Below are 26,124 nucleotides of genomic sequence, written 5' to 3' on the forward strand. Positions count from 1 at the left end.
GGGGGGGGGCCCAGGCGGCGTATCTGTCGGGCGCTCCGCGTGCCCCCATCCCAGCCTTCCCCCGGAGGGGGAAGGAGCAATGCTTCAGGGCGATGGTTGTCATGGCGTCAGTGCTCCACGCCGAGGTATGCCCGGATCACGTCGTCGTTGTTCCGCACCTCATCGGGCGTCCCGTCGCCGATCTTCTTGCCGTAGTCCAGCACCACCACGCGGTCGGAGATGTCCATCACCACGCCCATGTCGTGCTCGATCAGCACGATGGTCGCGCCGAACTCGTCGTTCACGTCGAGGATGAAGCGGCTCATGTCCTGCTTCTCTTCCACGTTCATGCCGGCCATGGGCTCGTCCAGCAGCAGCACCTGCGGCTCCATCGCGAGCGCGCGGCCCAGGTCGACGCGCTTCTGCAGGCCGTAGGGCAGGCGGCCCACGGGTGTCTTGCGGTGCGCCTGGATCTCCAGGAAGTCGATGATGTGCTCGACGAACTCGCGGTGCCGCAGCTCCTCGCGCTCGGCCGGGCCCCAGCGCAGCGCCTGGGCGAACAGGCCGCTCTTCATCTTGAGGTTGCGCCCGGTCATGATGTTGTCGAGCACGCTCATGCCCTTGAACAGCGCCAGGTTCTGGAAGGTGCGCGCCACGCCCATCTCCGCCACCTGGCGCGAGTTCATGTGTTTGAAGGTCTGCCCGCGGAAGGTGATGGAGCCCTGCTGCGGCCAGTAGACGCCGTTGATGCAGTTCAGCATCGAGCTCTTGCCCGCGCCGTTGGGGCCGATGATGGCCCGCACCTCGTGCTCGCGCACGTTGAAGCTGATGTCCGTCAGCGCCTTCACGCCGCCGAAGCTCAGGCTGATGTTCTGCACGTCGAGGATGACCTCGCCGGTCTTCCTGGTGCTCATGCCGCCGCCTTCACGATGATGGGGAAAGTCTTCGCATCGACGACCTTCAGCGTGGCGCTCACCGTGCCCGTGCGCCCGTCCTCGAACTTGACCTGGGTCTCGATGTACTGCTCGGTCCTGCGGCCATAGAGCGCATCGACCAGCACCGCGTATTTCTCGGCAATGAAGCCGCGGCGCACCTTGCGCGTGCGGGTCAGTTCGTCGTCGTCGGGGTCGAGCTCCTTGTGCAGCACCAGGAAGCGCGCGATCTGCGTCTCGCCCATGCCGTCCTCGGCCGCGAGGTCGGCGTTCACCTTGCCGATGCATTCGGCCACCAGCGCCAGCACGTCGGGCTTGCCGGCCAGGTCGACGTAGCCGCCGTAGGCCAGCCCGCGCCGCTCGGCCCAGTTGCCCACGGCCTCGTAGTCGATGTTGATGGCCGCGCACACTTCGTCGCGGCCGTTGCCGAAGCACACGGCCTCCTTGATCTGCGGGAAGAACTTGAGCTTGTTCTCGATGTAGTTGGGCGCGAAGATCGCGCCGCTCACGAGCCGGCCCACGTCCTTGGCGCGGTCGATGATGCGCAGGTGGCCTTCGCTGTCGAGCACGCCCGCGTCGCCGGTGTGGAAGTAGCCGTTGGCGTCGAGCACCTCGGCGGTGGCGTCGGGGCGCTTGTAGTACTCCTTGAGCACCGACACGCCGCGCACCAGCACCTCGCCGTCTTCCGCGATCTTCAGCTCGATGCCCGGCGCGGCCGTGCCCACGGTCTGCAGCTTGACCTTGCCGTCCTGCTGCAGGCACACGTAGGCGCAGGTCTCGGTCTGGCCGTAGAACTGCTTCAGGTTGACGCCGATGGAGCGGTAGAAGCGGAACAGGTCGGGCCCGATGGCCGCGCCCGCCGTGTAGGCCACGCGGATGCGGCTCATGCCCAGCACGTTGCGCAGAGGGCCGTAGATCAGCAGGTTGCCCAGGGCGTACATCAGCCGGTCGCCGGCGCCCACCGGCGCGCCGTTGAGGATGTCCGCGCCAACGCGCTGCGCCAGGGCCATGAACTTCGCATACAGCCAGCGCTTGGGCGCGGCCGCGTCTTCCATGCGGATCGACACGGCGGTGAGCAGGCCTTCGAAGGTGCGCGGCGGGCCGAAGTAATAGCTCGGGCCGATCTCGCGCATGTCGTTCATCACCGTCTCGGCGGACTCGGGGCAGTTGAGCGTGAAGCCGCCCACCAGCCACTGCGCCACCGAGAACAGGTGGTCGCCCACCCAGGCCATCGGCAGGTAGCTCATGATGTTGTCGCCGGGGCCGAGCCGGTCGGTCTCCACGCCGCCGCGGCCCGCCGCGATGAAGCTCGCATGCGTCTGGCACACGCCCTTGGGGCGGCCGGTGGTGCCGGAGGTGTAGAGGATCACGCCCACGTCCGTCGCCTCGCCGCTGGCGACCGCGCGGTCGTAGTAGCCCACGTTGGCCTTGTCGAACTCGCGGCCCAGCGCGCGCAGCTGCTCGTAGCTCATGAGCCCGGGCTGGTCGTAGTGGCGCAGGCCCTTGGGGTCGTCGTAGATGATGTGGCGGATGGCCGGCAGCTTGCCTTGCTGGATCTCGCGGCACTCGAGCAGCTTGTCGACCTGCTCCTGGTCTTCGGCGATCACGAACTCGATGCCCGCGTCCTGCAGCATGAAGACCATCTCGCCGGCCACCGCGTCCTGGTACAGCGGCACCGGCACGCCGCGCAGGCTCTGCGCGGCGATCACCGCCATGTACAGGTGCGGCCGGTTGGCGCCGACGATGGCCAGGTTGTCGTTGGCCTTGAAGCCCAGGCTCGCCAGGCCGCAGGCCATTTCGCGCACTTCCTGCGCCACGGCGTTCCAGGTCCAGGTTTGCCAGATGCCGAGATCCTTCTCGCGCACGGCGGGCGCCTCGGGTCGGGCCTCGGCATGCGCGAGCATCAGGCGGGGGAAGGTGGGGGCGGTTGTTTGCACAGTGGGCGGATCGTAGGTCTCACTTTGACGCCCGGTTGTCGTTCCAACGACAATCCTAGGGACACTACTCCCCGGAGTTTCCCGATGCCTCGCGGCAACCTCAACCACAACAACGTGCTCGGCGGTTCGATCAAGGACCGCGTGCGTCCGGCCAACGCCGCCGAGCTCGACGGCATTCCCTGGCTGCCCACGCTCACCCCCGCCGAACGCCGCCGCGCCGAGGCCACGCTGGTGGTCGGCGAAGCGGAGCCCGGCGACCTGGTGTGCCGCGTCGGCCGCTCGCCCACCTACTGGTTCGGCGTGGTCGAGGGGCTGCTGAAGATGAGCAACGACAACGCCGACGGCGGCTCCGTCACCTACACCGGCGTGCCGCCCGGCGGCTGGTTCGGCGAAGGCACCGTGATGAAGCGCGAGCCCTACCGCTACAACATCCAGGCGCTGCGCCGCAGCCTCATCGCGGGCCTGCCGACCGAGAGCTTCCACTGGCTGCTCGACCATTCCATCGGCTTCAACCGCTTCGTGATGAACCAGCTCAACGAGCGGCTCGGCCAGTTCATCGCGGCGCTGGAGATCGACCGGCTCAACAACCCCGACGCCCGCGTGGCGCGCAACCTGGTGTCGCTGTTCAACCCGGTGCTGTACCCCGGCGTGGGCGAGGTGTTGCGCATCACGCAGCAGGAGCTGGCCTACCTGGTCGGCCTGTCGCGCCAGCGGGTCAACGAGGCGCTCAACGGCCTGTCGGCGCAGGGGTTGATCCGCGTGGAGTACGGTGGCCTGCGCGTGCTCGACCTGCCGGGCCTGCGCGCCACCGCGATGTCGAACAAGAAGAACATCCAACCCTCCGCGGAAACGGAAACCTCATGACGCTCAAAGACCAGATACAGATCGTGCCCGCGAATGCGCAGGCCGCGTTCATCCCGCCCCCGGAGCAGCCGAAGAAGCCCGAGGCTGAAGACGCCGGACCGACGCTCGAAGAGGCGCTCGCGCGCAACGAGCAGCTGGCCGAAAAGCTCGAGGAACTCGATGTGGTGCTGGCCAAGCCGCTCAGCGAAATCCTCGCCGACCGAGAGAAGGCCGAGGAAACCGCGCTCGCATGGGACCGCTTCGGCGCCATGTGGATGCTTTCGCAGCGCGCCATGCGGCGCGTGGCGCTCGACCTTGCGGCGCAGCTCGGCGTGAGCGAGGAAGAGGTCGTGGCGCGCGCCATGGCCAACGCCAACGCGGTGCTCAATGGCGCGGACGAAGTCGACCTGGGCGGCACCGTCGCGCCCGCGCAGCTGCAGCACATCGCGCGGCACCGCAACTTCCTGCGCAAGCAGTTCCGGACCGGTTGAGCCGCGAGGCTTTTCAATACCCCTTAATCTCCCCGCCTCCTTTCCAGAAAGACCACTCTCCGATGACCGCTTCCCACCTCACCATCATCACCGGCGCCTCGCGCGGCCTGGGCCAGGCCATGGCCCTGCAGCTGCTGCAGGGCGGCCACACGGTGCTCGGCATCTCGCGCAAGCAGTCGCCCGAGCTGGCCGAAGCCGCCAAGGCCGCCGGCGCCGAACTCGTGCAATGGGAGCAGGACCTGTCCGACCCGGTGGCTGCATCGGAGCGCGTGTCGGCATGGCTCAAGACCGTCGACGCGCAGCGCTTCGACAGCGTCACGCTCATCAACAACGCCGGCACCGTCGGCAACCCCGCGCCGCTGTCGCGCGCCGTGGAGGCCGAGCTGTCGCTGGCCCTGCGCATCGGCCTGGAAGCGCCGATGCTGCTGACCGCCGCGTTCCTGGGCGCGACGCGCGAATGGCGCGGCGTGCGCAAGGTGCTCAACATCTCGTCGGGCCTGGGGCGCAATGCGATGGGCAGCCAGGCGCCCTACTGCGCGGCCAAGGCCGGCATGGACCACTTCTCGCGCGCCGTGGCGCTCGAAGAGGCGAACGCCCCGAACGGCGCGCGCATCGTCTCGCTCGCGCCCGGCGTGATCGACACCGACATGCAGGTGCAGCTGCGTGGCGCCTCGGCCGACAAGTTCCCCGACCGCACGCGCTTCGAGAAGATGAAGAACGAAGGCATGCTCGACAGCCCCGCCACGGCTGCTGCGAAGGTGCTGGGCTACCTGGCGCGCGAAGACTTCGGCGCCAAGCCCGTGGCCGACGTGCGCGATCCGGCCTGAAACCTGGGACACCCAAGCCATGGCCACCGCCAAGTCGATCGACACGCTCGAATACAAGCTCTTCCCCTCGCCGAGGAACGTGCACCGCATCGTCTTCGAGCACCAGGTCTTCGTGCCCTACCCGTACGCGCTGATCGTGATGGACGAGTTCTACTTCAAGGGCCGCTACAGCCTGTTCTCGGCCTGCAGGATGAGCGACGGGAAGATGGGGCAGGTGGCGACGTTCGAGCTCGAATCGGACGTGGCCATCTTCAACAGCAAGTTCGTGCCGGACTGAGTCTTCGGTATTTCTCCCTCCCCCGGAGGGGGAAGGAGCAAAGACCCGCTCACCGCATCGCGAACCTGTCGCGCTGCGCCTGCGCGCACTCGCCCATCACGCGCAACGCCCGCTCCACCGTCGGCGTGCCCATCACGAAGGGGTTCGGCGCGCCGGCCGGCTGGTTCCGCAGCGCGGCCATCTTGGCCTGCGAGCTGTCGACGTTCGAATGGTTCGACAGCATCACGTCGATGTTCTGCGCCTTCACCAGAGAGTCCATGCGCCGCGTGGACGCGATGTAGCTGTCCAGCCGCTGCATGTCCTTGCCGAAGTTGAAGCCCGTGCCGCCCCAGAGCATGGCGCGGTGCTTCCTGCCGTTCTCGCTCACGTCGAACACCGGCGAGAGCGTGCCCATGGTGTGGCCGGGCGTGAGGTACAGCGTGACGGTGGTGTCGCCCAGGGTGATGCGGTCGCCGTCCTTCACCGAGATGTCGCCCGCGCCGCGCCTGGGCGGCGCGCCCCAGATGGGCGTGGCGAATTCGAGCTTGGTCTCGGTCATCGTCCAGTCGGCGTCGCTCATCACCACGCGCGCGCGGTACTTCTGCGCGAGGTAGGGCGCGCCGCCATAGTGGTCGCCGTGGCCGTGCGTGACGACCACGTACTTGATCTGCGCCGGGTCCAGGCCCAGCTTGCGCATGCCGCCTTCTATGAGCGCGGCGGCTTCCACCTGGTTGTTGAGCGCATCGATGAGGATGATGCCGTCCGAGGTCTTGATGGCCCACGCGCTGACCCAGTCGGCGCCCACGAAGTACAGGTTGTCGAAGGCCTTGGCGGGCGGCGGTGCCGGCTTGTTGATGAGCAGCGGAAGGCCCCTGTCGAGCTCTTCCTGCGGCGGACGCGTGGCGGGGGCGGGCTTGCAAAGCGAGAGCAGGGGCCCGAGGTCGGTGCCCGCGGCCTGCGTGGCCGCCGCGACGTGCGCGGCCACTGTTGCGTCGGAAGGCTTCTGCGCGGGTGTCTGCGCGCAGCCCTGGACGAGGGCGACAACCGCCGCCAGGGCGGCTGTCTTCAGGGGAAAGGAAGGAACCATCGGTGTCTCCATGCCGTCGTTGCGGCTTGTTCCGGAGACACCATTCTGCGACGCCCTGCCTTATTCGATTGTCGCGCCCGAGGCTTGCACGATGCCCTTCCACTTTTCGTAGTCGGTCTTCAGCAGCTTGCCGAATTGGTCCGGCGTCATGCTTTGCGGCTCGGCGCCCTGGGCGATGATGGCTGCCTTCATTTCAGGCGTGGCCAGCAGCTTGTTGACTTCGGCATTGAGCGTGGCCACCACGTCCTTGGGCGTGCCGGCCGGCACGAACAGGCCGTACCAGGTGCTCACGTCGAAGTCCTTGTAGCCCAGCTCGGCCACGGTGGGCGTGTCGGGCAGCGAGGTGCTGCGCTTGGCCGAGGTGACCGCCAGCGGCCGCAGCTTGCCGGCCTTGATCTGCGCCATGGCCGAGGGCACCGACGACACCATCAGGTCGACGTTGCCCGCGAGCACGTCCATCATGGCCGCGTTGGAGCCCTTGTAGGGCACGTGGCGCATCTTGATCTTGGCCGCGCCGTTGAAGATCTCGCCGGCCAAGTGGATGGTGGTGCCGTTGCCGGGCGAGCCGTAGGTGATGGTGTCGGGCGCGGCGCGCGCGGCCTTCACCACGTCGTCGAGCGTCTTGAACTTGGAGTTGGCCTGCGTGACGATCACCACCGGCGTGTAGGCCACGTGGGCCACGGCGGTCAGGTCTTTCACGGGGTTGTAGCTCAGGTTCTTGTAGAGCCAGGGCGCGACGACCATGTTGTCCTTCTGGCCCATCACGATGTCGTAGCCCGTGGGCGCGGCGCGCGCTGCCTCGGCGATGCCGATGGTGCCGCCGGCGCCCGCGCGGTTGTCGGGCACCACGGTCCAGTGGTTCACTTCGGTGAGCTTCTGCGCGACCAGGCGCGCCAGGATGTCGGTGCCGCCGCCGGGCGGGAAGGGCACGATCATGCGGATCGGCTTGGCGGGGTAGGCCGCGGTCTGTGCGTGGGCGAGGGGGGCCGTGAAGGCCAGCGGGAGTGCCAGCGCGATGGCCAGCGTGCCGAGGTGTCTGCGGATCATGGTTGTCTCTTTGTGGGGAGCGAAGCGGATCGGGGTTGCAGTCGCATTGTCTTCACTGCACCGGGGGTGCAGTGTGCCGGAAGCGGTGTGCCGGGGGTTTTCGCGATTCGCGATGGGACCCGTATCGGCTCGCGCTGGCTCGGAAATGGAGCGGCCCCCATGCCGAGAATGGGCATGGGGGCCGCGTGCTTCAGGGGCCGGCCGGGCGGCCGGCGATGCGTCAGCCGAAGTTCTTCTCTGCGAATTCCCAGTTGGCCAGCTTGGCCAGGAAGGTCTCGACGAACTTCGGGCGCAGGTTGCGGTAGTCGATGTAGTAGGCGTGTTCCCAGACGTCCACCGTCAGCAGCGCGGTGTCCGCGGTGGTCAGCGGCGTGCCGGCGGCGCCGGTGTTCACGATGTCCACCGAACCGTCGGCCTTCTTCACCAGCCACGTCCAGCCCGAGCCGAAGTTGCCCACGGCCGACTTCACGAAGGCTTCCTTGAAGGCGTCGTAGCTGCCCCACTTGGCTTCGATGGCCTTGGCCAGCGCGCCGCCGGGAGCACCGCCGCCTTGCGGCTTCATGCAGTTCCAGAAGAAGGTGTGGTTCCAGATCTGGGCTGCGTTGTTGTAGATGCCGCCGCTGGATTTCTTGACGATCTCCTCGAGCGTCATCGCTTCGAATTCGGTGCCCTTCTGCAGGTTGTTGAGGTTCACCACGTAGGCGTTGTGGTGCTTGCCGTAGTGGTACTCCAGCGTTTCTTGCGAGTACTCGGGTGCCAGCGCGTCCAGGGCGTAGGGCAGGGGTGGGAGCTTGTGTTCCATCGTGATTACCTTCGTGGTTGTTGAAAAAGAAAAAGCGGATTCACTCGTCGGCCGGCACCGCGCCCGGCTTGGGCACGACCCGGTAGGCACAGCGCCGCGCGCCCGCGAGCACATGCTCGACACGGCTCACGGTCACGTCGGGCCCCAGCACTTCGTCGAAGAGCTGCAGTTCGCTGCGGCAGAAGCCGCTGCAGGCCTGCGCCGCCGTGCAGATGGGGCAATGGTTTTCGATGAAAAGCCAGCCGTTGCCCTGGCCTTCCTCGTCTTCGGGCCGGAACTCGGCCATGTAGCCTTCGCGGCTGCGGATTTCCGCCAGCCGCGCAAGCCGCGTCTTCAGGCTGCGCGCGCCGCGCATGGCCTGCGTGTAGCTGGCGCGCATGGCGGCCTCGCGCGCCGTGATGAGCTGGTCCATGCCCTTCTCGCCGAACACGCTGATGACGGCGCTGATCATCTGCACCGTCATCTCGGCGTGCGTGTCGGGAAAGCGCTTGTGGCCTTCGCCGGTGAGCCGCCAGATCTGCGTGGGCCGGCCGCGGCCGATCGGGCGGCTCTCGGCGTCGACCAGGCCCTCGGCCTCCAGCTTGGCCATCTGCTGGCGCACCGCTTCCACGGTGACGTTCAGCACCTTGGCGATGTCGGGAATGCCGAGCGCGCCGCGGGTCTTGAGCGTCGAGAGGATGCGGTCTGCCGGCTGGTGCGGCATCCAGGTGGGCTTGGCGGCATCTGGGGCGGGCATGGCGGGTTCGGTCGTGGAGGAAAACGGGTCCATTGTCAGGTGGTTGGACCTCCCCTTGCCGCCGCGGGTGCTTGCCAGCCGCCGCCCAGCGCCTTGTAGAGCGCGACGAGGCTGGTGTACGAGGCGGTTTCGGCCTCGGCCACGGCATCCTGCGCGCGCAGCAGGGTGCGCTGGGCGTCGAGCACGCTCAGGTAGGGCGCGGCGCCTTCGCGGTAGCGCACCTCGATCAGTTCGGCGGCGCGGGCGCTGCGGGCCGAAGCCTCCACCAGCCGCTGCAGCCGCAGCTGGTTCTGGCCGTACCCGGCGAGGGCGTTCTCGACGTCCTCGATGGCGCGCAGCACGGTCTGCTCGTAGAGCGCGCGGTCGCCTTCGGCGCGGGCCTGGGCGCCGCGCACGCGGGCCTTCACCGAGCCCAGCCGAAGGGCGGGCCAACCCACGCCGGGCGTCACGCTGAAAGCCCGGCTCGACGAGCTTCCCAGGTCGGAACCGCGCAAGGCGATGAAACCGAGGAAGCCGCCGATGTCGAAGCGCGGATACAGCTCGGCCGTGACCGCGCCCACGTCCGCCGTGCTGGCTGCGAGGCCGCGCTCGGCGCGCAGCACGTCGGGCCGGCGGCGCAGCAGGTCGGCCAGGTCGCCGACGGGCAGGCGCCTGTCGAGTGCATGCAGCGGCCGGGGCTGCAGCATCGGTTCGAGCTCGGCGGGGCGCAGGCCGGCCAGCACCGCGACGCGGTAGGCGGCCTGGCGGCGCGTCGTCTCGAGCGCCGGCAGCTGGCTCTCGGTGCTCGCGAGGTTGGCCTGCGCGCTCGCCAGGTCGCCTTCGAGGCCGCGGCCGGTCCGCACCTGCGCATCGGTCACGCGCAGGCTCTGGCGCAGGCTGTCGAGCGTGCGGCGCGTCACGGCAATGCGTTGCTCCGCGCCGCGCATCTCGTAGTAGTTGCGGGCCAGTTCGGCCACGGCCACGATGCGCACCTGCTCAAGGTCTGCGGCGCTGGCTTCGGCGCGCGCGGTAGCGGCCTCGTCGAGCCGCTTCAGCCGGCCGAACAGGTCGATTTCCCACGAGGCGTCGAAGCCCGCGCGGCTGCTCTGCGACAGCGAGCGCGCATCGGGCTGCGCCGCGTTGTTGCCTTGCGCGATGCTGCGCGTCTTGCTCGCGCCTGCGGTGACCACCGGCAGCCGGTCTAGCTCCGCCTCGGTCTGCGTGGCGCGGGCTTCGAGCAAGCGGGCCTGCGCGATGCGGATGTCGTGGTTGGCGGCCAGTGCGCGATCGATCAGCGCATCGAGCTGCGGATCGTCGAGCTGGCGCCACCAGTCGCGCTGCACCGCGTCGCCGGCGAACAGCGAGCGCTCGGGCGCGGAGATGGCAACCGGCGCGTCCGAAGGCGCGGTGTACTCAGGCCCGACCGCGCAGCCGGCCAGCACGAGCAGGCTCAACGCAAAGGGTGCTGTGCATGAAAAGAGTCGGTTCATGGTCATGCTCCTTCGGCCAGCGCATCGAGTTCGGCCGTGCGCCGCGAGCGGCCCGCCGCGCGGTGGTCGCGCGCCAGCAGTGTGTACATGGTGGGCAGCACGAACAGCGTGAACAGCGTGCCCACCAGCATGCCGACCACGATCACCAGGCCGATGCTGAATCGGCTGTTGGCGCCCGCACCGCTCGCGAACAGCAGCGGCACCAGGCCCATCACCATCGCGGCCGTGGTCATCAGGATGGGGCGCAGCCGTATGCGCGCGGCCTCTTCGATCGATGCGCGCCGGTCGAGGCCTTTTTGCATCTGGATCTCGTTGGCAAACTCCACCATCAGGATGCCGTGCTTGCTGATGAGCCCGATCAGCGTCACCAGCCCGATCTGCGTGTAGATGTTGATGGTGCCGAAGCCCAGCGCCAGCGGCACCAGCGCGCCGCAGATCGACATCGGCACGCTGATCAGGATGATCAGCGGGTCGCGCAGGCTCTCGTACTGCGCGGCCAGCACCAGGTAGATCACCACGATGGCAAACACGAAGGCCATCACCAGGGCGGAGCCCTCCTGCGTGAACTGCCGCGCGTCCGACTGCCAGTCGTAGCTGAAGCCGGCCGGCAGCTTCTTCGCCTCTTCGCTCAAGAAGGCCACCGCGTCGCCCATGGTCACGCCCGGCGCCGGAATGGCCTGGAAGGTGGAGGCGTTGAGCTGGTTGAACTGCGTGAGCTTGTTCGGGCCCACGCTGGTCGACAGCTGCACCAGGTTGGCCAGCGGCACGGGCTGGCCGCTCGCGCTCTTCACGAAATAGCGCGAGAGCGCCTCGGCCGTCAGCCGCTGCTCGCGCGGCGACTGCGGGATCACGTCATACGAGCGGCCGTCCATGCCGAAGCGGTTGACGTAGTTCTCGCCCACCAGCACCGCCAGCGTGTCGCCGATGGACTTCATCGTCACGCCCATGCTGTTGGCCTTGGCGCGGTCCACGCGGATCTCGACCGTGGGACTGTTGAACTCCAGGTCGCTGTCGACCACGGCGAACTTGCCGCTGTCGCGCGCCGACTTCTTCAGCGCTTCCATGGCCTCGAACACGGTGCGGTGGTCGCCCGCGCTGCGGATCACCATCTGCACCGGCAGCCCGCCGGTGGAGCCTGGCAGCGAGGGCAGCTGGAACGCGAAGACGCTGCTGCCTTCCACCTCGTTCATGCGGCCCTGCGTGTCGCCCTGGATCTGGTCGGCGTTGCGCTTGCGGTCTTTCCAGTCGGACAGCTGCACGCCGCCGATGCTGTTCGACACGCCGTCGGAGCCGTTGATGAGCCAGCGGCCGGTGTTCTCGGGCAGCGCCGCGAACACCTCGTCCCACTTCTTGCCGAACTTCTCGACGTAGTCGATGTTGGCGTGCTGCGGCGACTTGATGGCGGTGAGCACCATGGCCTGGTCTTCGCCAGGAGCCAGTTCGCGCTGCGCCGCGTTGTAGAGGAAAGGCAGGCTCGCCAGTACCAGCGCGGCGAACACGCCGGTCACCCAGCGGTGGTGCAGCGACACGTCGAGCAGCCGGCCGTAATCCGTTGCAAGCTTGTGGAAGAACGACTCCGCCGCGCGCGCCATGCGGCTGCCGGTGGCGTCCTGCGGCAGCAGGAACGAACTCATCACCGGCGACAGCGTGAGCGCGATCACACCCGACACCACCACCGCGCCCGCCAGCGTGAAGGCGAACTCCTTGAAGAGCGAGCCGGTGAGCCCGCCCATGAGCCCGATGGGCGCGTACACCGCCGCCAGCGTGAGCGTCATCGCGATCACCGGGCCGGCCACTTCGCGCGCGCCGATCAGCGCGGCCTGCACGCGCGATTTGCCTTCCTCGATGTGGCGGTGCACGTTCTCCACCACCACGATGGCGTCGTCCACCACCAGCCCGATGGCCAGCACCATCGCCAGCAAAGTCAACAGGTTGATGCTGAAGCCGAACAGCAGCATCAGCGCGGCGGCGCCCAGCATCGACAGCGGAATGGTCACCACCGGGATCAGCACTGCGCGCACCGAGCCCAGGCACAGGAAGATCACGATCACCACGATGGCGATGGCTTCGAGCAGCGTCTTGCGCACCTCGTCGATGGAAGCCTTGATGAAGCGTGCCAGCTCGAAGGGCAGCTGCACTTCCACGCCCGGCGGCAGGTTCTGCTTGATGCCAGGCAGCAGGTCGCGGATGCGCTTCACGATCACCAGCGGATTGCCGTTGGGTGCCGCCTGCAGGCCGAGGTAGATGGCGGGCACGCCGTCCATCGTGGCGCTGCTGTCGGCGCTTGCAGCGCCCAGCTCCACGGTGGCCACGTCGCCAAGGCGCACGATGGCGTCACCGTCGCGCTTGACCACCATGTCGCGGAACTCGGCCACGTTCACCAGGTCGGTGTTCACGCGGATGTTCGACACCACGTACAAGCCCTTCACCTGCCCGGGTGCGGCCTGCACGTTGTTCTGGCGCAGCGCGTCGGCCAGCTCGCCGGCCGAGATGCCGCGCGCGGCCATGCGGTTGGGGTCGAGCCACACGCGCATCGCCAGCGTCTGCCCGCCCGATACCTCGACGCCCGACACGCCGGTGATGGACGCGAACTGCGGCTGCACCACGCGCGAGAGGTAGTCGGTGAGCGCCGGCATCGGCATCGTCTTGCTCGAGAAGCCGACGTAGGCCACCGCAGTGGCCTCGCCCGATGACTTCAGGATCACCGGGTCGAAGGCCTCGGCCGGCAGCCGGTACTTGACCTGGCTGACCTGCGCCATCGCCTGCGTGAGCGCCTGGTTGGCATCGGCGTTGAGCTTCATGCGCACGCTGATCACGCTGCGGCCCAGCGTGGAAGACGACGACAGGTAGTCGACGTTCTCCATGGTCGCCACCGCCTGCGCGATCGGCTGCGTGACGAAGCCCTGCATCAGCTCCGGCGAGGCGCCGGGGTACTGCGTGGTGATGGTGAGCGTGGTGCTCTCGGTCAGCGGGTATTGCCGCACCGGCAGGTCGCCCAGCGCACCCGCGCCAAGCAGCAGGATGAGCGTGCTCACCACCAGCGCCAGCACGGGCCGGCGCACGAAGAGATCGGTGAACTTCATGGCCTGGCTTCCTGTGCGAGGGCCAGCGTGTCCTTGGCCGTCGGTATCACGGCCGCGCCGGTGTACAGGCGCAGCTGGCCTGAGGTGACGACCTTGTCGCCGGGCGCGAGGCCCGTCTCGATCACGACCAGCCCATCCTGCCGCTCGCCGGCCTTCACGAACACCTGCTGCGCGGTGAAGCCGTCGCCCTTGTCGGCGGGCCGCACCACGAAGACCGAGTCGCCGTGCGTGCTGTAGGTGATGGCCGTCTCGGGCACGGTGATGGCGTCGGTGCGTGCAGGCAGCGCGACCTTGCCATTGACGAACATGCCGGGCGTGAGCGCGCCGTCTGCGTTGTCGATGGTGGCCTGCAGGCGCACGGTGCGTGTGTCGCTGCCGATCTGAGGCTCGATGGTGCTGAGCCTGCCCTGGAACACCCGGCCCGGATACGCATCGACCGACAGCGCCACCTGCTGGTTGCGCTGGAGCATGGGCAGTGCGGTCTCCGGCAGCGTGAGGTTGGCGAACAGCGTGCGGCTGTCGGTGAGCGATACCAGCGCATCGCCGGCCCGCACGAACTGGCCGAGGTTGACGCGGCGGATGCCGAGCACGCCGTCGAACGGCGCCTTGATGCGCTTCTGCTCCAGCACGGCCTGGGCGCGCCGCAGGTCGCCGCTGGCCTGGTCGAAGGCGGCCTGCGCCTGTTCGAGCTGTTCCTGCGTGGCGGCCTGCTGCGGCAGCAGGCGGCGCGTGCGTTCCAGCAGCGCCTTCGCATTGGCGCGCTGGGCCGTCAGGCGCTCCAGGTCGCCTTGCTCGGGCGCGTCGTTGAGCTGCACCAGCAGCTGCCCCGCGCGCACCTGGCCGCCGGGCGTGAAGAGGATCTTCGCGACGCGGCCCTCCACCTCGGCCGGCACCTCGACCTGCCGGTTGGCCTCCAGCGTGCCGATGCCGCTGAGGAAGCGCGCCACCTCCGTCTTCCGCGCGGTGGCAACGGCCACCTTGGCCGGCGGCATGCCGGCTTCCTGCGCGTGTGCCGGCTCGAGCTTCGTGACGAGCCCGTAGCCGGCTCCCCCCAGTACCAATGTCGCCAGGCCAGCGCCCAGCCACGCCCTTGATTGCTTGTTCATTACGACGCCCATTATTAATCAAAGAAAGTGCTTGGATTATTTGATGGCGCCGGCTGCCTGTCGAGGAAGGCCCGGCAATGGCCGTCATAGGCTGGGGCTATTCGAGCGAACACCTGAAGCCACGTCGGCACCGCGAGGCGACGGCCCGTTTTTTACGCTTTCTTTACGGCCGTACCTTCACTCTTTCCCCCGTTTTGACGCACGACTGCCGAGACTGAAGCCCATCTTTTCTCGTTTGCAGGAGTGATGCATGGACATCGTCTGGATGGGCGCCTTGCTGGCGCTTTGGGCCGTGGTGGGGGCCATGGTGGTGGGGCTGAACAGGCTCGACGCACCGAAGCCATCGAACAAGACCGACGGAGCGCCGTCATGATCAGCCTCGAAGTTCTGTATGGCTTCGGCGCGCTGATCGCCGTGGTGCTTTTCGCCTACCTCGTGTTCGCGCTGATCTGCGCGGAGGAATTCTGAAATGACTTCCTCCGCCTGGGGCCTGCTGGCCCTTTTCCTGGCCGCGCTGCTGGTGCTGGCCTGGCCCGTCGGCAAGTTCCTTGCCGCGTTGTGCGACGAGCGCGTGCCGCGCTGGATGCAGCGCGTCGAGGCGCCGCTGTACAAGCTCGCCGGCACGCAGCCCGGGCAGTCGATGCACTGGCTGCGCTACGCGCTCGCGCTGCTGGCCTTCAACGCCGTGGGCGCGATCTTTCTCTACGCCCTGCAGCGCCTGCAGGGCTGGCTGCCGCTGAACCCCGCGGGCATGACGGCCGTGTCGCCCGACTCGGCCTTCAACACCGCGGTGAGCTTCGTCTCCAACACCAACTGGCAGGGCTACGCCGGCGAGTCGACCATGAGCTATCTCACGCAGATGCTCGGCCTGACGGTGCAGAACTTCCTGTCCGCCGCCACCGGCATCGCGGTGGCCTTCGCGCTGGTGCGCGGCTTTGCGCGGCGCGGCGACGGCAAGGGCCTGGTCGGCAACTTCTGGGCCGACGTCACGCGCATCACGCTGTGGGTGCTGGTGCCGATCTCGTTCGTGCTCGCGATGATCTTCGCGGGCCAGGGCGTGATCCAGAACCTCGACGCCTACAAGGAGGTGAGCACGCTGGAGACCACCGCCTTCCAGCAGCCGAAGAACGGCGCCGACGGCCAGCCCCTGAAGGACGAGAAGGGCCAGCCGGTGATGGAAGACGCCACCACCAAGACGCAGACCCTGGCCATGGGCCCGGTGGCTTCGCAGGAAGCCATCAAGATGCTGGGCACCAACGGCGGCGGCTTCTTCAACGCCAACTCGGCGCATCCGTATGAAAACCCGACGGCGCTGGTGAACCTGCTGCAGATGATCGCGATCTTCCTGATCCCGGCCGCGCTGTGCTTCACCTTCGGCCGCGTGGTCGGCGACATGCGCCAGGGCTGGGCCGTGCTCGCGGCGATGACGATCATGTTCGTCATCGCGGTGATGGTCATCACGCCCGCCGAGCAGGCCGGCAACCCGCTGTTCGCCTCGCTGGGCGTGGACCAGGTGTCGAGCGCGCTGCAGGCCGGCGGCAACATGGAAGGCAAGGAAGTGCGCTTCGGCATCGATGCCTCGTCGCTGTTCGCCGCCATCACCACGGCCGCTTCGTGCGGCGCGGTCAACGGCATGCACGACTCGCTCACCCCGCTGGGCGGCATGGTGCCGATGGTGCTGATGCAGCTGGGCGAGGTGGTGTTCGGCGGCGTGGGCTCGGGCCTGTACGGCATGCTCATCTTCGCGATGCTCGCGGTGTTCATCGCCGGGCTGATGATCGGCCGCACGCCCGAGTACCTCGGCAAGAAGATCGAGGTGCGCGAGATGAAGCTGATCTCCATCGCCATCCTGGTCACGCCGGTGCTGGTGCTGGCGGGCACGGCGGTGGCGGTGATCGCGGGCGCCGGCAAGGCCGGCATCGCGAACCCGGGCGCGCACGGATTCTCCGAAATCCTGTACGCGCTGACCTCGGCCGCCAACAACAACGGCAGCGCCTTCGCGGGCCTGTCGGCCAACACGCCCTTCTACAACGGCCTGCTCGCGCTGGCGATGTGGCTCGGCCGCTTCGCGATGATCGTGCCGGTGCTGGCCGTGGCCGGCGCGCTGGCCGCCAAGAAGCGCCTGCCCGTCACCAGCGGCACGCTGCCCACGCACGGTCCGCTGTTCGTCTCCCTGCTGATCGGCACGGTGCTGCTGGTCGGCCTGCTCAACTATGTGCCGGCGCTGGCCCTGGGCCCGATCGTCGAACACCTCGTGCTCTGGAAATGAGAAGGAGCGCAACATGACTACTGCCAATACCAAGACATCTCTCTCGCTGTTCGACGCGGCGCTGGTCAAGCCCGCGCTGTGGGCCGCCTTCGCCAAGCTCGACCCGCGCACCCAGTGGCGCAACCCGGTGATGTTCATCGTGTACATCGGGAGCATCCTGACCACGGTGCTCTGGGTGCATGCGCTGAGCTTCCCGGGCGACACCGGCATGAAGCCCGCCTTCGTGCTGGCCGTGACCATCTGGCTGTGGTTCACCGTGCTGTTCGCCAACTTCGCCGAGGCCCTGGCCGAGGGCCGCAGCAAGGCGCAGGCCGCTTCGCTGCGCGGCCTGCGCAAGGACACCTGGGCCAAGAAGCTGCAGGAGCCGCATCACGGCGCCCAGTGGCTGCCGGAGCAGGCGCCCAACCTGCGCAAGGGCGATGTCGTGCTGGTGGAGACCGGCGACGTCATTCCGCTCGACGGCGAAGTGATCGAAGGCGTGGCCTCGGTCGACGAAAGCGCCATCACCGGCGAATCGGCGCCCGTGGTGCGCGAATCGGGCGGCGACTTCTCTGCCGTGACCGGCGGCACCCGCGTGCTGTCCGACTGGCTGGTGGTGCGCATCTCGGTGAATCCGGGCGAGTCTTTCCTCGACCGCATGATCGGCATGGTCGAGGCCGCCAAGCGCCAGAAGACGCCCAACGAGATCGCGCTGACCATCCTGCTGGTGGCGCTGACCATCGTGTTCCTGATGGTCACGGTCACGCTGCTGCCGTTCTCGATCTTCAGCGTGGAAGCCGCCGGCGCCGGCACCGTGGTGTCGCTCACCGCGCTGGTCGCGCTGCTGGTGTGCCTCATCCCGACCACCATCGGCGGGCTGCTGTCGGCCGTGGGCGTGGCCGGCATGAGCCGCATGATGCAGGCCAACGTGATCGCCACCTCGGGCCGCGCGGTGGAAGCCGCCGGCGACGTCGACGTGCTTCTGCTTGACAAGACCGGCACCATCACGCACGGCAACCGCCAGGCCACGGCCTTCCTGCCCGCGCCCGGCATCACCAAGGCCCGGCTGGCGCGCGCCGCCATGTTCTCGTCGCTGGCCGACGAGACGCCCGAAGGCCGCAGCATCGTCGAGCTGGCTCGCCGCGACGGGCTGGACACCACCGCCGTCGAGGGCGCGCGCTTCGTGCCCTTCACCGCGCAGACCCGCATGAGCGGCGTCGACCTGCCGGCCGCGCCCAACAGCCTGGACACCGACGACATCCTGCTGCGCAAGGGCGCGGTCGAGGCGGTGCGCCGCCACGTGGAAGCGCTCGGCGGCAGCATGGCGCCCGAGGTGCTGCGCGCGGCCGAGGAAACCGCGCGCCGCGGCAGCACGCCGCTGGCCGTGGCCGAAGGCGACCGCGTGCTCGGCGTGGTCGAGCTCAAGGACATCGTCAAGACCGACATCAAGGAGCGCTTTGCCGAACTGCGCCGCATGGGCATCAAGACGGTGATGATCACCGGCGACAACAAGCTCACGGCGGCGGCCATCGCGGCCGAAGCCGGCGTGGACGACTTCCTGGCCGAAGCCACGCCCGAGGACAAGCTGGCGCTCATCCGCCAGTACCAGTCCGAAGGCCGCCTGGTGGCCATGACCGGCGACGGCACCAACGACGCTCCCGCGCTCGCGCAGGCCGACGTGGCCGTGGCCATGGGCAGCGGCACGCAGGCCGCCAAGGAGGCCGGCAACATGGTCGACCTGGACTCCAACCCGACCAAGCTGCTGGAAGTGGTGGAGACCGGCAAGGCGCTGCTCATGACGCGCGGCTCGCTCACCACCTTTTCGATTGCCAACGACGTGGCGAAGTACTTCGCCATCATTCCGGCGATCTTCGTGTCGACCTATCCGCAGCTGGGCGCGCTGAACGTGATGCGCCTGGCGAGCCCCTCCTCGGCCATCCTGAGCGCGGTGATCTTCAACGCGCTGGTCATCGTGTTCCTGATTCCGCTGGCACTGAAGGGCGTGCGCTACCGGCCCGTGGGCGCCGCGTCGCTGCTGCGCCGCAACCTGGCCATCTATGGCCTGGGCGGCCTGCTGGTGCCCTTCATCGGCATCAAGCTGATCGACTGGCTTCTTGTCGTCGTCCATCTCGTCTGAGGAGTCTTCCATCATGAACAACAACAACAGCGGCAACATCGCCCGCCCCGCGCTCGTGCTCTTCGTGCTGCTGAGCGCGCTCACCGGCCTGATCTATCCGATGGCCGTCACCGGCGCCGCCAAGGCGGTGTTCCCGGCGCAGGCGGCCGGCAGCCTGGTCGTGCTCGACGGCACCACGGTGGGCTCGAAGCTCATCGGCCAGAACTTCAGCGACCCGAAGCACTTCTGGGGCCGCCCGTCGGCCACCGCGCCGCAGCCCTACAACGGCGTGGCCTCCGGCGGCTCGAACCAGGGCCCGCTCAACCCCGCGCTGGCCGACGCCGTGAAGGCGCGCGTCGAGGCGCTGCGCGCGGCCGACCCGGGCAACACCGCGCCGGTGCCGGTCGACCTGGTCACCGCATCGGCCAGCGGCCTCGACCCCGACATCAGCCCGGCCGCCGCGCGCTACCAGGCTGCGCGCGTGGCGCGCGTGCGCGGCATTCCGGTGGACCGCGTCAACACGCTGATCGCCGACAACACCGAGGGCCCCAAGTGGGGCTTCCTGGGCGAGCCGCGCGTCAACGTGCTCGCGCTGAACATCGCGCTCGACGCTTTTGCAGGTTCCTTCAGTCCTTCGACTCCCCGTTGAGGAGAAACAAGCCATGGCCTATGCCGCCTACCGAGAACACCCCGGCGTGCCGCGAACGCACGCACTCATGAGCAAGCCGAACAGCAGGCAGGGCGCAAAAGGCCCGTACTACGTGCTCGACGTCACCGTCTGCTGCGCCGACGCCCTGCGCGTGCGCCGCAGCATGGCCGGCTGCCCCGACGCGGGCGTGGTGCGCTGCGAGCCGCTGCTGCACGCCTGCAGCACGCAGGAAAGCGATGCGCCCTGCGTGCGCCTGATGATCCGCCTGCCCATCGGCAGCTACGCGGACGTGCTGCACCGCCTGATCGAGTGCGTGCCTTCGGGCGAGATCGGCCGGCTCGTGAGCTGGCGCGATCACCTCGCGCGCTGCGGCCTCGGCCATGGTCACTGACCTGTTGCTGGCACTGCTGGCCATGGCGGCGCTGTTCGTGCCGCTGGGCTTTGCCTGGTGGGTGCTCTCGCGCACCGCGCGGCGGCACGCGGACCGCCGCAAGGACCCTCCGATGCGATAACCTGCGCGCCACCCATGCTCGACGACCGCCCCGACCCCGACGCCCTGCTCGCGCAACTGCGCAGCGACGAGGCGCGCGCGCAGCGCGGCAAGCTGCGCATCTACTTCGGCGCCAGCGCGGGCGTCGGCAAGACCTGGGCCATGCTGAGCGCCGCGCAGCGCGAGCGCGCCGCCGGCCGCGACGTGCTCATCGGCGTGGTCGAGACCCACGGCCGCAGCGAGACCGCCGCGCTGCTCGCGGGGCTCGACGCGCTGCCGCTGCGCGAGCTGGCCCACCGGGGCCGCACCCTCGCCGAATTCGACCTCGACGCCGCGCTGGCCCGCAAGCCCGCCGTGCTGCTGGTCGACGAGCTGGCCCACACCAACGCACCCGGCTCGCGCCACGCCAAGCGCTGGCAGGACGTGCAGGAGCTGCTGGCCGCCGGCATCGAGGTGTGGTCGGCGCTCAACGTGCAGCACCTGGAGAGCCTCAACGGCACCGTCGGCGCCATCACCGGCGTGCGGGTGCACGAGACCGTGCCCGACACCGTGCTCGACGAAGCCGACGAGGTGGTGCTGGTCGACGTCACGCCCGACGAGCTCACGGCGCGGCTCGCGGCCGGCAAGGTCTACCTGCCGCAGCAGGCCGAGCGCGCGGCGCAGAACTTCTTCCGCAAGGGCAACCTCATCGCGCTGCGCGAGATTGCGCTGCGGCGCACCGCCGAGCACGTGGAAGACGACGTGCGCGGCTGGCGCGTGGAGCAGTCGGGGCCGGGCGCCGGCGGCAACGGAAAAGGGCGCGGCCTGCAGGCCTGGAACACCTCGGGCGCGATCCTCGCCTGCGTCGGTCCGCACGAAGGCGCTGCGCAGACGGTGCGCACCGCCGCGCGGCTCGCGGGCCAGCTCAATGTGCGGTGGCATGCGGTGTATGTCGAGACGCCCCGCCTGCAAAGGCTGGCGGCCGCCGAGCGCGACCGCATCCTCGCCGTGCTCAAGCTGGCCGAGGAACTGGGCGCCGCCACGGCGGTGCTCACCGGCTCCGACGTGGCGGAACAGCTCGCCGAACAGGCGCGGCGCCTGAACTGCGCAACGCTGGTGCTCGGGCGCCCAGAGCCGGCCGCGGGCTGGCGGCGCTGGTGGCCGGCGGCCGCGTCGCCGACGCTGTCGCGCGCGCTGGCGCAACGCGCGCCCACGCTCGACATCATGGAAGTCGCGCCGGCCGACAGCTCGCGCCGCCTGTCGCGCGCGCCGCTGGAAGGCGCGCGCATCGACAGCGACGACCACGAGAAGGCACCCACCTACTGGCCGGCCTACGCCTGGGCCACCGCCACCAGCATTGCGCTGACGCTGGTGTGCACGCCGCTGGCCCGCGTGCTGGAGCTGTCGAACATCGTCATGCTGTTCCTGCTGGGCGTGGTGGGCGTGGCAATGCGCTTCGGGCGCGGGCCTTCGGCGCTGGCGGCGCTGCTCAACGTTGCGGCCTTCGACTATTTCTTCGTGCCGCCGCGCATGTCGTTCGCGGTCAGCGACGTGCAGTACGTGCTGACCTTCGCGATCATGCTGGGCGTCGGCCTGCTGGTGGGGCAGCTCACGGCCGGGCTGCGCTTCGCGGCCGGTGTGTCGACCAGCCGCGAACGGCGCGCGCGTTCGCTGTTCGAGCTGACGCGGGAGCTGTCCGCCGCGCTCGAAAGCTCGCAGGTGGTCACGCTCGGCACGGCCGCCGTGCAGGGGCATTTCGGCGGCCATGCGCTGGTGCTGGTGACCGACGCTGCCGACCAGCTCGTGATGCCGGACCACGCGCCCGAGGGCTTCGATCCGCAGGTGGCCGACTGGGCCTTCCGCCACGGCCAGCCGGCCGGCCTGGCGACCGCCACGCTGGCCGCGCAGCCCTGGCACTACGTGCCGCTGCGCGCGCCGATGCGCGTGCGCGGCGTGCTGGCGCTGTCGCCCGCGCAGCCGCGCTGGCTGCTCATTCCCGAGCAGGCGCAGCAGCTCGACACGCTGGCGCGGCAGATCGCCATCGCGCTGGAGCGGGTGCACTACGTCGAGGTGGCGCAGCAGGCCGTGGTGGAGATGGAATCGGAGCGGTTGCGCAACGCGCTGCTGGGCGCCATCTCGCACGACGTGCGCACGCCGCTCACCGCGCTGATCGCGCTGGCCGAGTCGCTGCAGACCCTGCCGCCCGAGGAGCATGGCAACGCCGCGCGCGCCATCGTCGCGCAGGCGCACGAGCTGCATGCGCTGGTCAACAACCTGCTGGACATGGCGCGGCTCGAAAGCGGCATCGCCGGCGGCGCGGTCAACCTGCGGCGCGACTGGCAGTCGGTGGAAGAGGTCGTGGGCTCGGCCATCCGCGCGGCGCGCACCTCGCTGGGCGACACCGTCGTGCGCACCGCGCTCGACGCCGGGCTGCCGCTGGTCGAGTTCGACGCGGTCCTGATCGAACGCGTGCTCGTCAACCTGCTGGAGAACGCCACCAAGTACGGCGCGCCGCCCATCGAAGTCGGCGCGCGGGCCGAGCCCGGCACGCTGGTGCTCACCGTGCGCGACCACGGCCCGGGCCTGCCCGCCGCGCTGCTCGGCCACGAGCAGAAGCTGTTCGACAAGTTCACGCGCGGCGAGGCCGAATCGGCGACGCCGGGCGTCGGCCTGGGCCTGGCCATCTGCAAGGCGGTGGTGAGCGCGCACGGCGGCGAGATCACTGCCGCGAATGCGCGCGGCGGCGGTGCAGAATTCACGGTCACGCTGCCGCGCCGCGAGCCGCCCGAATCCGCCGAAGCCCAACTCTGAAGCCATGCCAGCCCCTACCGCCATCGTGATCGAAGACGAGCCGCAGATCCGCCGCTTCGTGCGCGGCGCGCTCGAGGCCGAGGGCTGGCTGGTGCACGAAGCCGGCACCCTGCGCGACGGCCTGGCGGCGGCCGGCACGCGCCAGCCCGACCTGCTGGTGCTCGACCTCGGCCTGCCCGACGGCGACGGCGTCTCGCTGATCCGCGACGTGCGCGGCTGGTCGGCGGTGCCGATCATCGTGCTGTCGGCGCGCACCGACGAGGCCGACAAGATCGCCGCCCTCGACGCCGGCGCCGACGACTACCTCACCAAGCCCTTCGGCACCGGCGAACTGCTGGCGCGCGTGCGGGCCAACCTCAGGCGCCCCCGCGCCGCGGGCGGCGGCAACGACGAACCGGCCGACGCGCTGTTCCGCTTCGGCGAGATCGAGTTCGACCGCGCGGCACGGCTCGTGCGGCGTTCAGGCGTCGAGGTGCACCTGACGCCCACCGAATACCGGCTGCTGTCGGTGCTGGTCGCAAACGCCGGCCGCGTGCTGACGCAACGCCAACTGCTGCGCGAAGTGTGGGGACCGTCGCACACCGACCAGAGCCACTACCTGCGCATCTACATGGGGCACCTGCGGCAGAAGCTGGAGGCCGATCCGGCGCAGCCGAAGCATCTGCTGACGGAGACGGCGGTGGGGTATCGGCTGGTGGTCTAGGGCGTGATGGGCTGCTTGCCCAGCACCGTGACTTTCGACCAACACCGCGCATCGCTGCGCTTGCCTTTGCCCGCCGGCATCTTCACAATCCCGCCCACCATGAAATTCATCCAAGCCATCGAGGCGAGCATCGCCACCTGACATCGCCCTCGATCGCGTTCGGAAGGCGTTGCGCCTTCCGGTCTTGAAAACCCCGGCAGGCTCCGTCCCTCCGGGGTTTTGTTTTTCCGTACATCCAATCGTTCAACACGCCATGCGTACCTACGACAAGCTGATCGCCACGATTCGCCTCCGCCGGAGCGTGGACACCGTGCGCCCGGGCTCCGGCCGCCGCATCAGCACCTTGCACGACACCGTTCGTCGCTAGCCTCCCGGGCGAATCTTTTGCCTGGGGCTGGCGCACATGCCAACCAGGCCTTCGAAGCACTGCGCGAAAGAGCGCGTGCCTCGATCCAGAGAAAAGAAAGATTCGCCATGAACCCGAAATCCAGAAACCTCCGCAACATCGGCATCATTGCCCACGTCGATGCGGGCAAGACCACGACCACCGAACGCATCCTGTTCTATGCCGGCGAGAGCCATCGCATCGGCGACGTCAGCAGCGGCACGGCGCGCATGGACTTCGATCCGCAGGAGCAGAAGCGCGGCATCACCATCAGCAGCGCGGCCATCACGGTCCACTGGAACGCGACGCAGATCAACCTCATCGACACGCCCGGCCACATCGATTTCAACATCGAGGTGAACCGCTCGCTGCGCGTGCTCGATGGCGCGGTCGTCGTGTTCGACGGCGTGGCCGGCGTGGAGCCGCAGACCGAAACGAACTGGCGCCTCGCGGACAAGTACCGCGTGCCGCGCATCGCTTTCGTCAACAAGCTCGACCGCCTCGGCGCGGACTTCCCACGCGTGGTTGCCATGATGGAAGAACGCCTGGGCGTGAAGGCCGTGGCGGTGCAATTGCCCATCGGCGCGGAAGGCAGCTTCCGTGGCGTGGTCGATCTGGTCGGTATGCGTGCGCTCGTCTGGGACAAGGACGACGCAAGCGAGCCCTGCCGCGTGACTGCCGTGCCCGTCGATCTGCTGGCTTCGGCTCAGCGCCATCGAACTCGGCTCGTGGAGCTTGCGGTCGAGCAGGACGACGCGGCCATGGAGGCTTACCTGAACGGCAATGAGCCTTCGTCCGACGTGCTGCGCGCGTGCATCCGCAAGGCCGTGCTGGCCAGCGCCTTCGTGCCTGTGCTCGCGGGCTCGGCATTCCGCAACCGCGGCGTGGAGCCGCTGCTCGACGCGGTTGTCGACTGGCTGCCGATGCCGGGCGAAGTGGCGACTCCATGCGACTCCGAGGCGCCGTTCTCGGCGTTGGCGTTCAAGGTCGCCAGCGACGACCACGGCGCGATGGTGTTCGTGCGTGTCTACGGCGGCCGGCTGCGCCGTGGCGACACGGTGCTGAACGCGACGACGGGACGCACGGAACGCGCGACGCGGCTGTACGAGGTGCATGCGGACGACCGCATCGAGCGCGAAGAACTCGTGGCGGGCGACATCGCCGCGATCGTCGGGCTGAAGGACACGTTGACCGGCAACACGCTGTGCGACCGGAACCATCCGGTCCTGCTGGAAGAGATCAGCGTGCCCGAGCCGGTGATCCACGTCGCGATCGAGCCGAAGGCACAGGCCGACCAGCAGGCGCTGTCGAAGGCGCTGCAGGCCATGCTGCGGGAAGACCCGAGCCTGCGCTTGCGTCAGGACGCCGAGTCGGGTCAGACGATCCTGTCGGGCATGGGCGAGTTGCAGCTCGATGTGTCCGTCGAGAAGTTGCGCGCGAAATACGGCGTCGAAGTGTCGGTGGGACGGCCTCAGGTCGCCTACCGTGAAACCTTGTCGCGAGAAACGGAGGTGCACCATGTGCATAGGAAGCAGAACGGCGGCCCCGGCCAGTTTGCGGAACTGACGCTGCGCATCGCGCCGCGTTCGCGCGGTGACGGCATTGCATTCGAGAGCCAGGTGGTGGGCGGCGCCATTCCGCGCGAGTTCATTCCCGCAGTCGAGGCCGGCATTCGCCGCGCTGCGCAATCCGGCGTGGTTGCCGGATTCCCGTGCGTGGACTTCATGGCCACGCTGGTGGATGGCAGCCATCACGAGAGCGACTCCTCGGCGATGGCGTTCGAACTGGCCGCTGCGGCGGCGTTCCGCGAAGCGGCCGCGAAAGCAGCGCCGCAGTTGCTGGAGCCGGTGATGGCGGTGGAAGTCATCGCGCCCGCCGACTACCTCGGTGATTGCATCGGTGACCTGCACCGGCGGCGCGGCGTGGTCCGTGGCCAGTCGGTGCGCGGCAACGCGGCCGTCGTCGATGCGCATGTGCCGCTGAAGGAAATGTTCGGCTACATCGGCAATCTGCGCGCGCTGTCTTCGGGCCGCGCACAGTACACGATGCAGTTCGACCACTATGCAGTGGCGCCTGCGAGTGAAACGGCCGGGCTTTTGAAGAGCTGACAGGCCTCAGGGGCGGTCCTTTGTTGGGGCCGCCCCTTTT

General features: G+C 68.8%; 24 protein-coding genes. 14 read left to right on the forward strand and 10 right to left on the reverse strand.

Going from position 1 to position 26,124, the window contains the following annotated elements:
- Nucleotides 1-107 precede the first annotated feature (107 nt).
- On the reverse strand, nt 108-893 hold the full coding sequence (locus AC1RVW_RS17835) for an ABC transporter ATP-binding protein (protein ID WP_081267468.1): 786 nt from the start codon (nt 891-893) through the stop codon (nt 108-110).
- The gene (locus tag AC1RVW_RS17840) at nt 890-2,848 is read right to left on the reverse strand and encodes an AMP-dependent synthetase/ligase (RefSeq protein ID WP_493201487.1); all 1,959 of its coding nucleotides are present in this window, start codon (nt 2,846-2,848) and stop codon (nt 890-892) included. The genes AC1RVW_RS17835 and AC1RVW_RS17840 overlap by 4 nt, the downstream gene beginning before the upstream one ends.
- 84 nt (nt 2,849-2,932) lie before the next feature.
- Here AC1RVW_RS17840 and AC1RVW_RS17845 point away from each other — a divergent pair, with 84 nt between their 5' ends.
- The 4 genes from AC1RVW_RS17845 (at nt 2,933) to AC1RVW_RS17860 (ending at nt 5,286) form a co-directional block, all read left to right on the forward strand.
- A complete protein-coding gene (locus AC1RVW_RS17845) occupies nt 2,933-3,712 on the forward strand; it encodes a Crp/Fnr family transcriptional regulator (RefSeq protein WP_081267470.1) in 780 nt (259 codons plus the stop codon).
- The gene (locus AC1RVW_RS17850) at nt 3,709-4,182 is read left to right on the forward strand and encodes a hypothetical protein (RefSeq protein WP_493201489.1); all 474 of its coding nucleotides are present in this window, start codon (nt 3,709-3,711) and stop codon (nt 4,180-4,182) included. Before AC1RVW_RS17845 ends, AC1RVW_RS17850 begins: the two co-directional genes overlap by 4 nt.
- Before the next feature lie 62 nt (nt 4,183-4,244).
- A complete protein-coding gene (locus tag AC1RVW_RS17855) occupies nt 4,245-5,009 on the forward strand; it encodes an SDR family NAD(P)-dependent oxidoreductase (protein ID WP_493201490.1) in 765 nt (254 codons plus the stop codon).
- Between the two features lie 19 nt (nt 5,010-5,028).
- Nucleotides 5,029-5,286, forward strand: coding sequence for a hypothetical protein (locus AC1RVW_RS17860; protein WP_081267473.1), 258 nt, complete (start codon nt 5,029-5,031; stop codon nt 5,284-5,286).
- Nucleotides 5,287-5,335: 49 nt separating this feature from the next.
- Here the strand turns inward: AC1RVW_RS17860 and AC1RVW_RS17865 are convergent, their stop codons facing one another.
- From AC1RVW_RS17865 to AC1RVW_RS17895, 7 genes are all read right to left on the reverse strand, one after another.
- Complete coding sequence (locus AC1RVW_RS17865) at nt 5,336-6,352, reverse strand: MBL fold metallo-hydrolase (RefSeq protein ID WP_493201492.1); 1,017 nt, start codon at nt 6,350-6,352, stop codon at nt 5,336-5,338.
- Nucleotides 6,353-6,412: 60 nt separating this feature from the next.
- Entirely contained in the window at nt 6,413-7,399 is a 987-nt protein-coding gene (locus AC1RVW_RS17870) for a Bug family tripartite tricarboxylate transporter substrate binding protein (RefSeq protein WP_493201494.1), read from the reverse strand.
- Between the two features lie 220 nt (nt 7,400-7,619).
- Nucleotides 7,620-8,201 (reverse strand): Fe-Mn family superoxide dismutase, encoded by a 582-nt coding sequence (locus tag AC1RVW_RS17875; protein ID WP_493201495.1) that lies wholly within the window; start codon nt 8,199-8,201, stop codon nt 7,620-7,622.
- Nucleotides 8,202-8,241: 40 nt separating this feature from the next.
- The gene (locus tag AC1RVW_RS17880; RefSeq protein ID WP_493201497.1) at nt 8,242-8,937 is read right to left on the reverse strand and encodes a helix-turn-helix transcriptional regulator; all 696 of its coding nucleotides are present in this window, start codon (nt 8,935-8,937) and stop codon (nt 8,242-8,244) included.
- A gap of 35 nt (nt 8,938-8,972) precedes the next feature.
- Entirely contained in the window at nt 8,973-10,412 is a 1,440-nt protein-coding gene (locus tag AC1RVW_RS17885; RefSeq protein ID WP_493201498.1) for an efflux transporter outer membrane subunit, read from the reverse strand.
- A complete protein-coding gene (locus tag AC1RVW_RS17890; protein ID WP_493201500.1) occupies nt 10,409-13,489 on the reverse strand; it encodes a MexW/MexI family multidrug efflux RND transporter permease subunit in 3,081 nt (1,026 codons plus the stop codon). Before AC1RVW_RS17890 ends, AC1RVW_RS17885 begins: the two co-directional genes overlap by 4 nt.
- Nucleotides 13,486-14,595 (reverse strand): efflux RND transporter periplasmic adaptor subunit, encoded by a 1,110-nt coding sequence (locus AC1RVW_RS17895; protein WP_493201502.1) that lies wholly within the window; start codon nt 14,593-14,595, stop codon nt 13,486-13,488. The genes AC1RVW_RS17890 and AC1RVW_RS17895 overlap by 4 nt, the downstream gene beginning before the upstream one ends.
- A gap of 250 nt (nt 14,596-14,845) precedes the next feature.
- On the opposite strand from AC1RVW_RS17895, the gene AC1RVW_RS17900 reads away from it, so the two are divergent.
- The 9 genes from AC1RVW_RS17900 to kdpE are packed head-to-tail and all read left to right on the forward strand — an operon-like array spanning nt 14,846 to nt 23,591.
- Nucleotides 14,846-14,968, forward strand: coding sequence for a hypothetical protein (locus tag AC1RVW_RS17900; protein WP_267898696.1), 123 nt, complete (start codon nt 14,846-14,848; stop codon nt 14,966-14,968).
- Complete coding sequence (gene kdpF, locus AC1RVW_RS17905; RefSeq protein WP_019657711.1) at nt 14,965-15,063, forward strand: K(+)-transporting ATPase subunit F; 99 nt, start codon at nt 14,965-14,967, stop codon at nt 15,061-15,063. Before AC1RVW_RS17900 ends, kdpF begins: the two co-directional genes overlap by 4 nt.
- A gap of 1 nt (nt 15,064) precedes the next feature.
- Nucleotides 15,065-16,864, forward strand: a complete 1,800-nt coding sequence (gene kdpA / locus AC1RVW_RS17910; protein ID WP_493201504.1) for a potassium-transporting ATPase subunit KdpA — start codon at nt 15,065-15,067, stop codon at nt 16,862-16,864.
- A 13-nt stretch (nt 16,865-16,877) separates the two neighbouring features.
- Nucleotides 16,878-18,980, forward strand: coding sequence for a potassium-transporting ATPase subunit KdpB (gene kdpB, locus AC1RVW_RS17915; RefSeq protein ID WP_106936506.1), 2,103 nt, complete (start codon nt 16,878-16,880; stop codon nt 18,978-18,980).
- Between the two features lie 13 nt (nt 18,981-18,993).
- Nucleotides 18,994-19,608 (forward strand): potassium-transporting ATPase subunit KdpC, encoded by a 615-nt coding sequence (gene kdpC / locus AC1RVW_RS17920; RefSeq protein ID WP_081267483.1) that lies wholly within the window; start codon nt 18,994-18,996, stop codon nt 19,606-19,608.
- 13 nt (nt 19,609-19,621) lie between these two features.
- The gene (locus AC1RVW_RS17925) at nt 19,622-19,999 is read left to right on the forward strand and encodes a hypothetical protein (protein ID WP_081267484.1); all 378 of its coding nucleotides are present in this window, start codon (nt 19,622-19,624) and stop codon (nt 19,997-19,999) included.
- Entirely contained in the window at nt 19,989-20,120 is a 132-nt protein-coding gene (locus tag AC1RVW_RS17930) for a hypothetical protein (protein WP_267898697.1), read from the forward strand. Before AC1RVW_RS17925 ends, AC1RVW_RS17930 begins: the two co-directional genes overlap by 11 nt.
- A gap of 14 nt (nt 20,121-20,134) precedes the next feature.
- Complete coding sequence (locus AC1RVW_RS17935) at nt 20,135-22,888, forward strand: DUF4118 domain-containing protein (protein WP_493201507.1); 2,754 nt, start codon at nt 20,135-20,137, stop codon at nt 22,886-22,888.
- Nucleotides 22,889-22,892: 4 nt separating this feature from the next.
- On the forward strand, nt 22,893-23,591 hold the full coding sequence (gene kdpE / locus AC1RVW_RS17940) for a two-component system response regulator KdpE (protein WP_493201509.1): 699 nt from the start codon (nt 22,893-22,895) through the stop codon (nt 23,589-23,591).
- Here the strand turns inward: kdpE and AC1RVW_RS17945 are convergent.
- The gene (locus tag AC1RVW_RS17945) at nt 23,588-23,728 is read right to left on the reverse strand and encodes a hypothetical protein (protein WP_493201510.1); all 141 of its coding nucleotides are present in this window, start codon (nt 23,726-23,728) and stop codon (nt 23,588-23,590) included. The two genes, kdpE and AC1RVW_RS17945, sit on opposite strands and share 4 nt — an antisense overlap.
- Nucleotides 23,729-24,065: 337 nt before the next feature.
- Here AC1RVW_RS17945 and fusA point away from each other — a divergent pair, with 337 nt between their 5' ends.
- Nucleotides 24,066-26,084 carry an elongation factor G gene (gene fusA, locus AC1RVW_RS17950; protein ID WP_493201512.1) on the forward strand — a complete coding sequence of 673 codons (2,019 nt, stop codon included), beginning with the start codon at nt 24,066-24,068 and terminating at the stop codon, nt 26,082-26,084.
- The last annotated feature ends 40 nt before the right edge of the window (nt 26,085-26,124 follow it).

Source organism: Variovorax sp. MPBD4-3 (assembly GCF_058809745.1).

Excerpts from the sequence above, each read along its gene's own strand:
- AC1RVW_RS17845 (WP_081267470.1), top strand. The coding sequence starts at position 2,933 with ATGCCTCGCGGCAACCTCAACCACAACAACGTGCTCGGCGGTTCGATC.
- AC1RVW_RS17865 (WP_493201492.1), bottom strand. The coding sequence starts at position 6,352 with ATGGTTCCTTCCTTTCCCCTGAAGACAGCCGCCCTGGCGGCGGTTGTC.
- kdpF (WP_019657711.1), top strand. The coding sequence starts at position 14,965 with ATGATCAGCCTCGAAGTTCTGTATGGCTTCGGCGCGCTGATCGCCGTG.
- AC1RVW_RS17835 (WP_081267468.1), bottom strand. The coding sequence starts at position 893 with ATGAGCACCAGGAAGACCGGCGAGGTCATCCTCGACGTGCAGAACATC.
- AC1RVW_RS17870 (WP_493201494.1), bottom strand. The coding sequence starts at position 7,399 with ATGATCCGCAGACACCTCGGCACGCTGGCCATCGCGCTGGCACTCCCG.
- AC1RVW_RS17895 (WP_493201502.1), bottom strand. The coding sequence starts at position 14,595 with ATGAACAAGCAATCAAGGGCGTGGCTGGGCGCTGGCCTGGCGACATTG.
- AC1RVW_RS17925 (WP_081267484.1), top strand. The coding sequence starts at position 19,622 with ATGGCCTATGCCGCCTACCGAGAACACCCCGGCGTGCCGCGAACGCAC.
- AC1RVW_RS17875 (WP_493201495.1), bottom strand. The coding sequence starts at position 8,201 with ATGGAACACAAGCTCCCACCCCTGCCCTACGCCCTGGACGCGCTGGCA.
- AC1RVW_RS17855 (WP_493201490.1), top strand. The coding sequence starts at position 4,245 with ATGACCGCTTCCCACCTCACCATCATCACCGGCGCCTCGCGCGGCCTG.
- AC1RVW_RS17930 (WP_267898697.1), top strand. The coding sequence starts at position 19,989 with ATGGTCACTGACCTGTTGCTGGCACTGCTGGCCATGGCGGCGCTGTTC.
- AC1RVW_RS17935 (WP_493201507.1), top strand. The coding sequence starts at position 20,135 with ATGCTCGACGACCGCCCCGACCCCGACGCCCTGCTCGCGCAACTGCGC.
- kdpB (WP_106936506.1), top strand. The coding sequence starts at position 16,878 with ATGACTACTGCCAATACCAAGACATCTCTCTCGCTGTTCGACGCGGCG.
- AC1RVW_RS17850 (WP_493201489.1), top strand. The coding sequence starts at position 3,709 with ATGACGCTCAAAGACCAGATACAGATCGTGCCCGCGAATGCGCAGGCC.
- AC1RVW_RS17880 (WP_493201497.1), bottom strand. The coding sequence starts at position 8,937 with ATGCCCGCCCCAGATGCCGCCAAGCCCACCTGGATGCCGCACCAGCCG.
- AC1RVW_RS17860 (WP_081267473.1), top strand. The coding sequence starts at position 5,029 with ATGGCCACCGCCAAGTCGATCGACACGCTCGAATACAAGCTCTTCCCC.
- fusA (WP_493201512.1), top strand. The coding sequence starts at position 24,066 with ATGAACCCGAAATCCAGAAACCTCCGCAACATCGGCATCATTGCCCAC.
- AC1RVW_RS17900 (WP_267898696.1), top strand. The coding sequence starts at position 14,846 with ATGGACATCGTCTGGATGGGCGCCTTGCTGGCGCTTTGGGCCGTGGTG.
- kdpE (WP_493201509.1), top strand. The coding sequence starts at position 22,893 with ATGCCAGCCCCTACCGCCATCGTGATCGAAGACGAGCCGCAGATCCGC.
- AC1RVW_RS17885 (WP_493201498.1), bottom strand. The coding sequence starts at position 10,412 with ATGACCATGAACCGACTCTTTTCATGCACAGCACCCTTTGCGTTGAGC.
- kdpC (WP_081267483.1), top strand. The coding sequence starts at position 18,994 with ATGAACAACAACAACAGCGGCAACATCGCCCGCCCCGCGCTCGTGCTC.
- kdpA (WP_493201504.1), top strand. The coding sequence starts at position 15,065 with ATGACTTCCTCCGCCTGGGGCCTGCTGGCCCTTTTCCTGGCCGCGCTG.
- AC1RVW_RS17890 (WP_493201500.1), bottom strand. The coding sequence starts at position 13,489 with ATGAAGTTCACCGATCTCTTCGTGCGCCGGCCCGTGCTGGCGCTGGTG.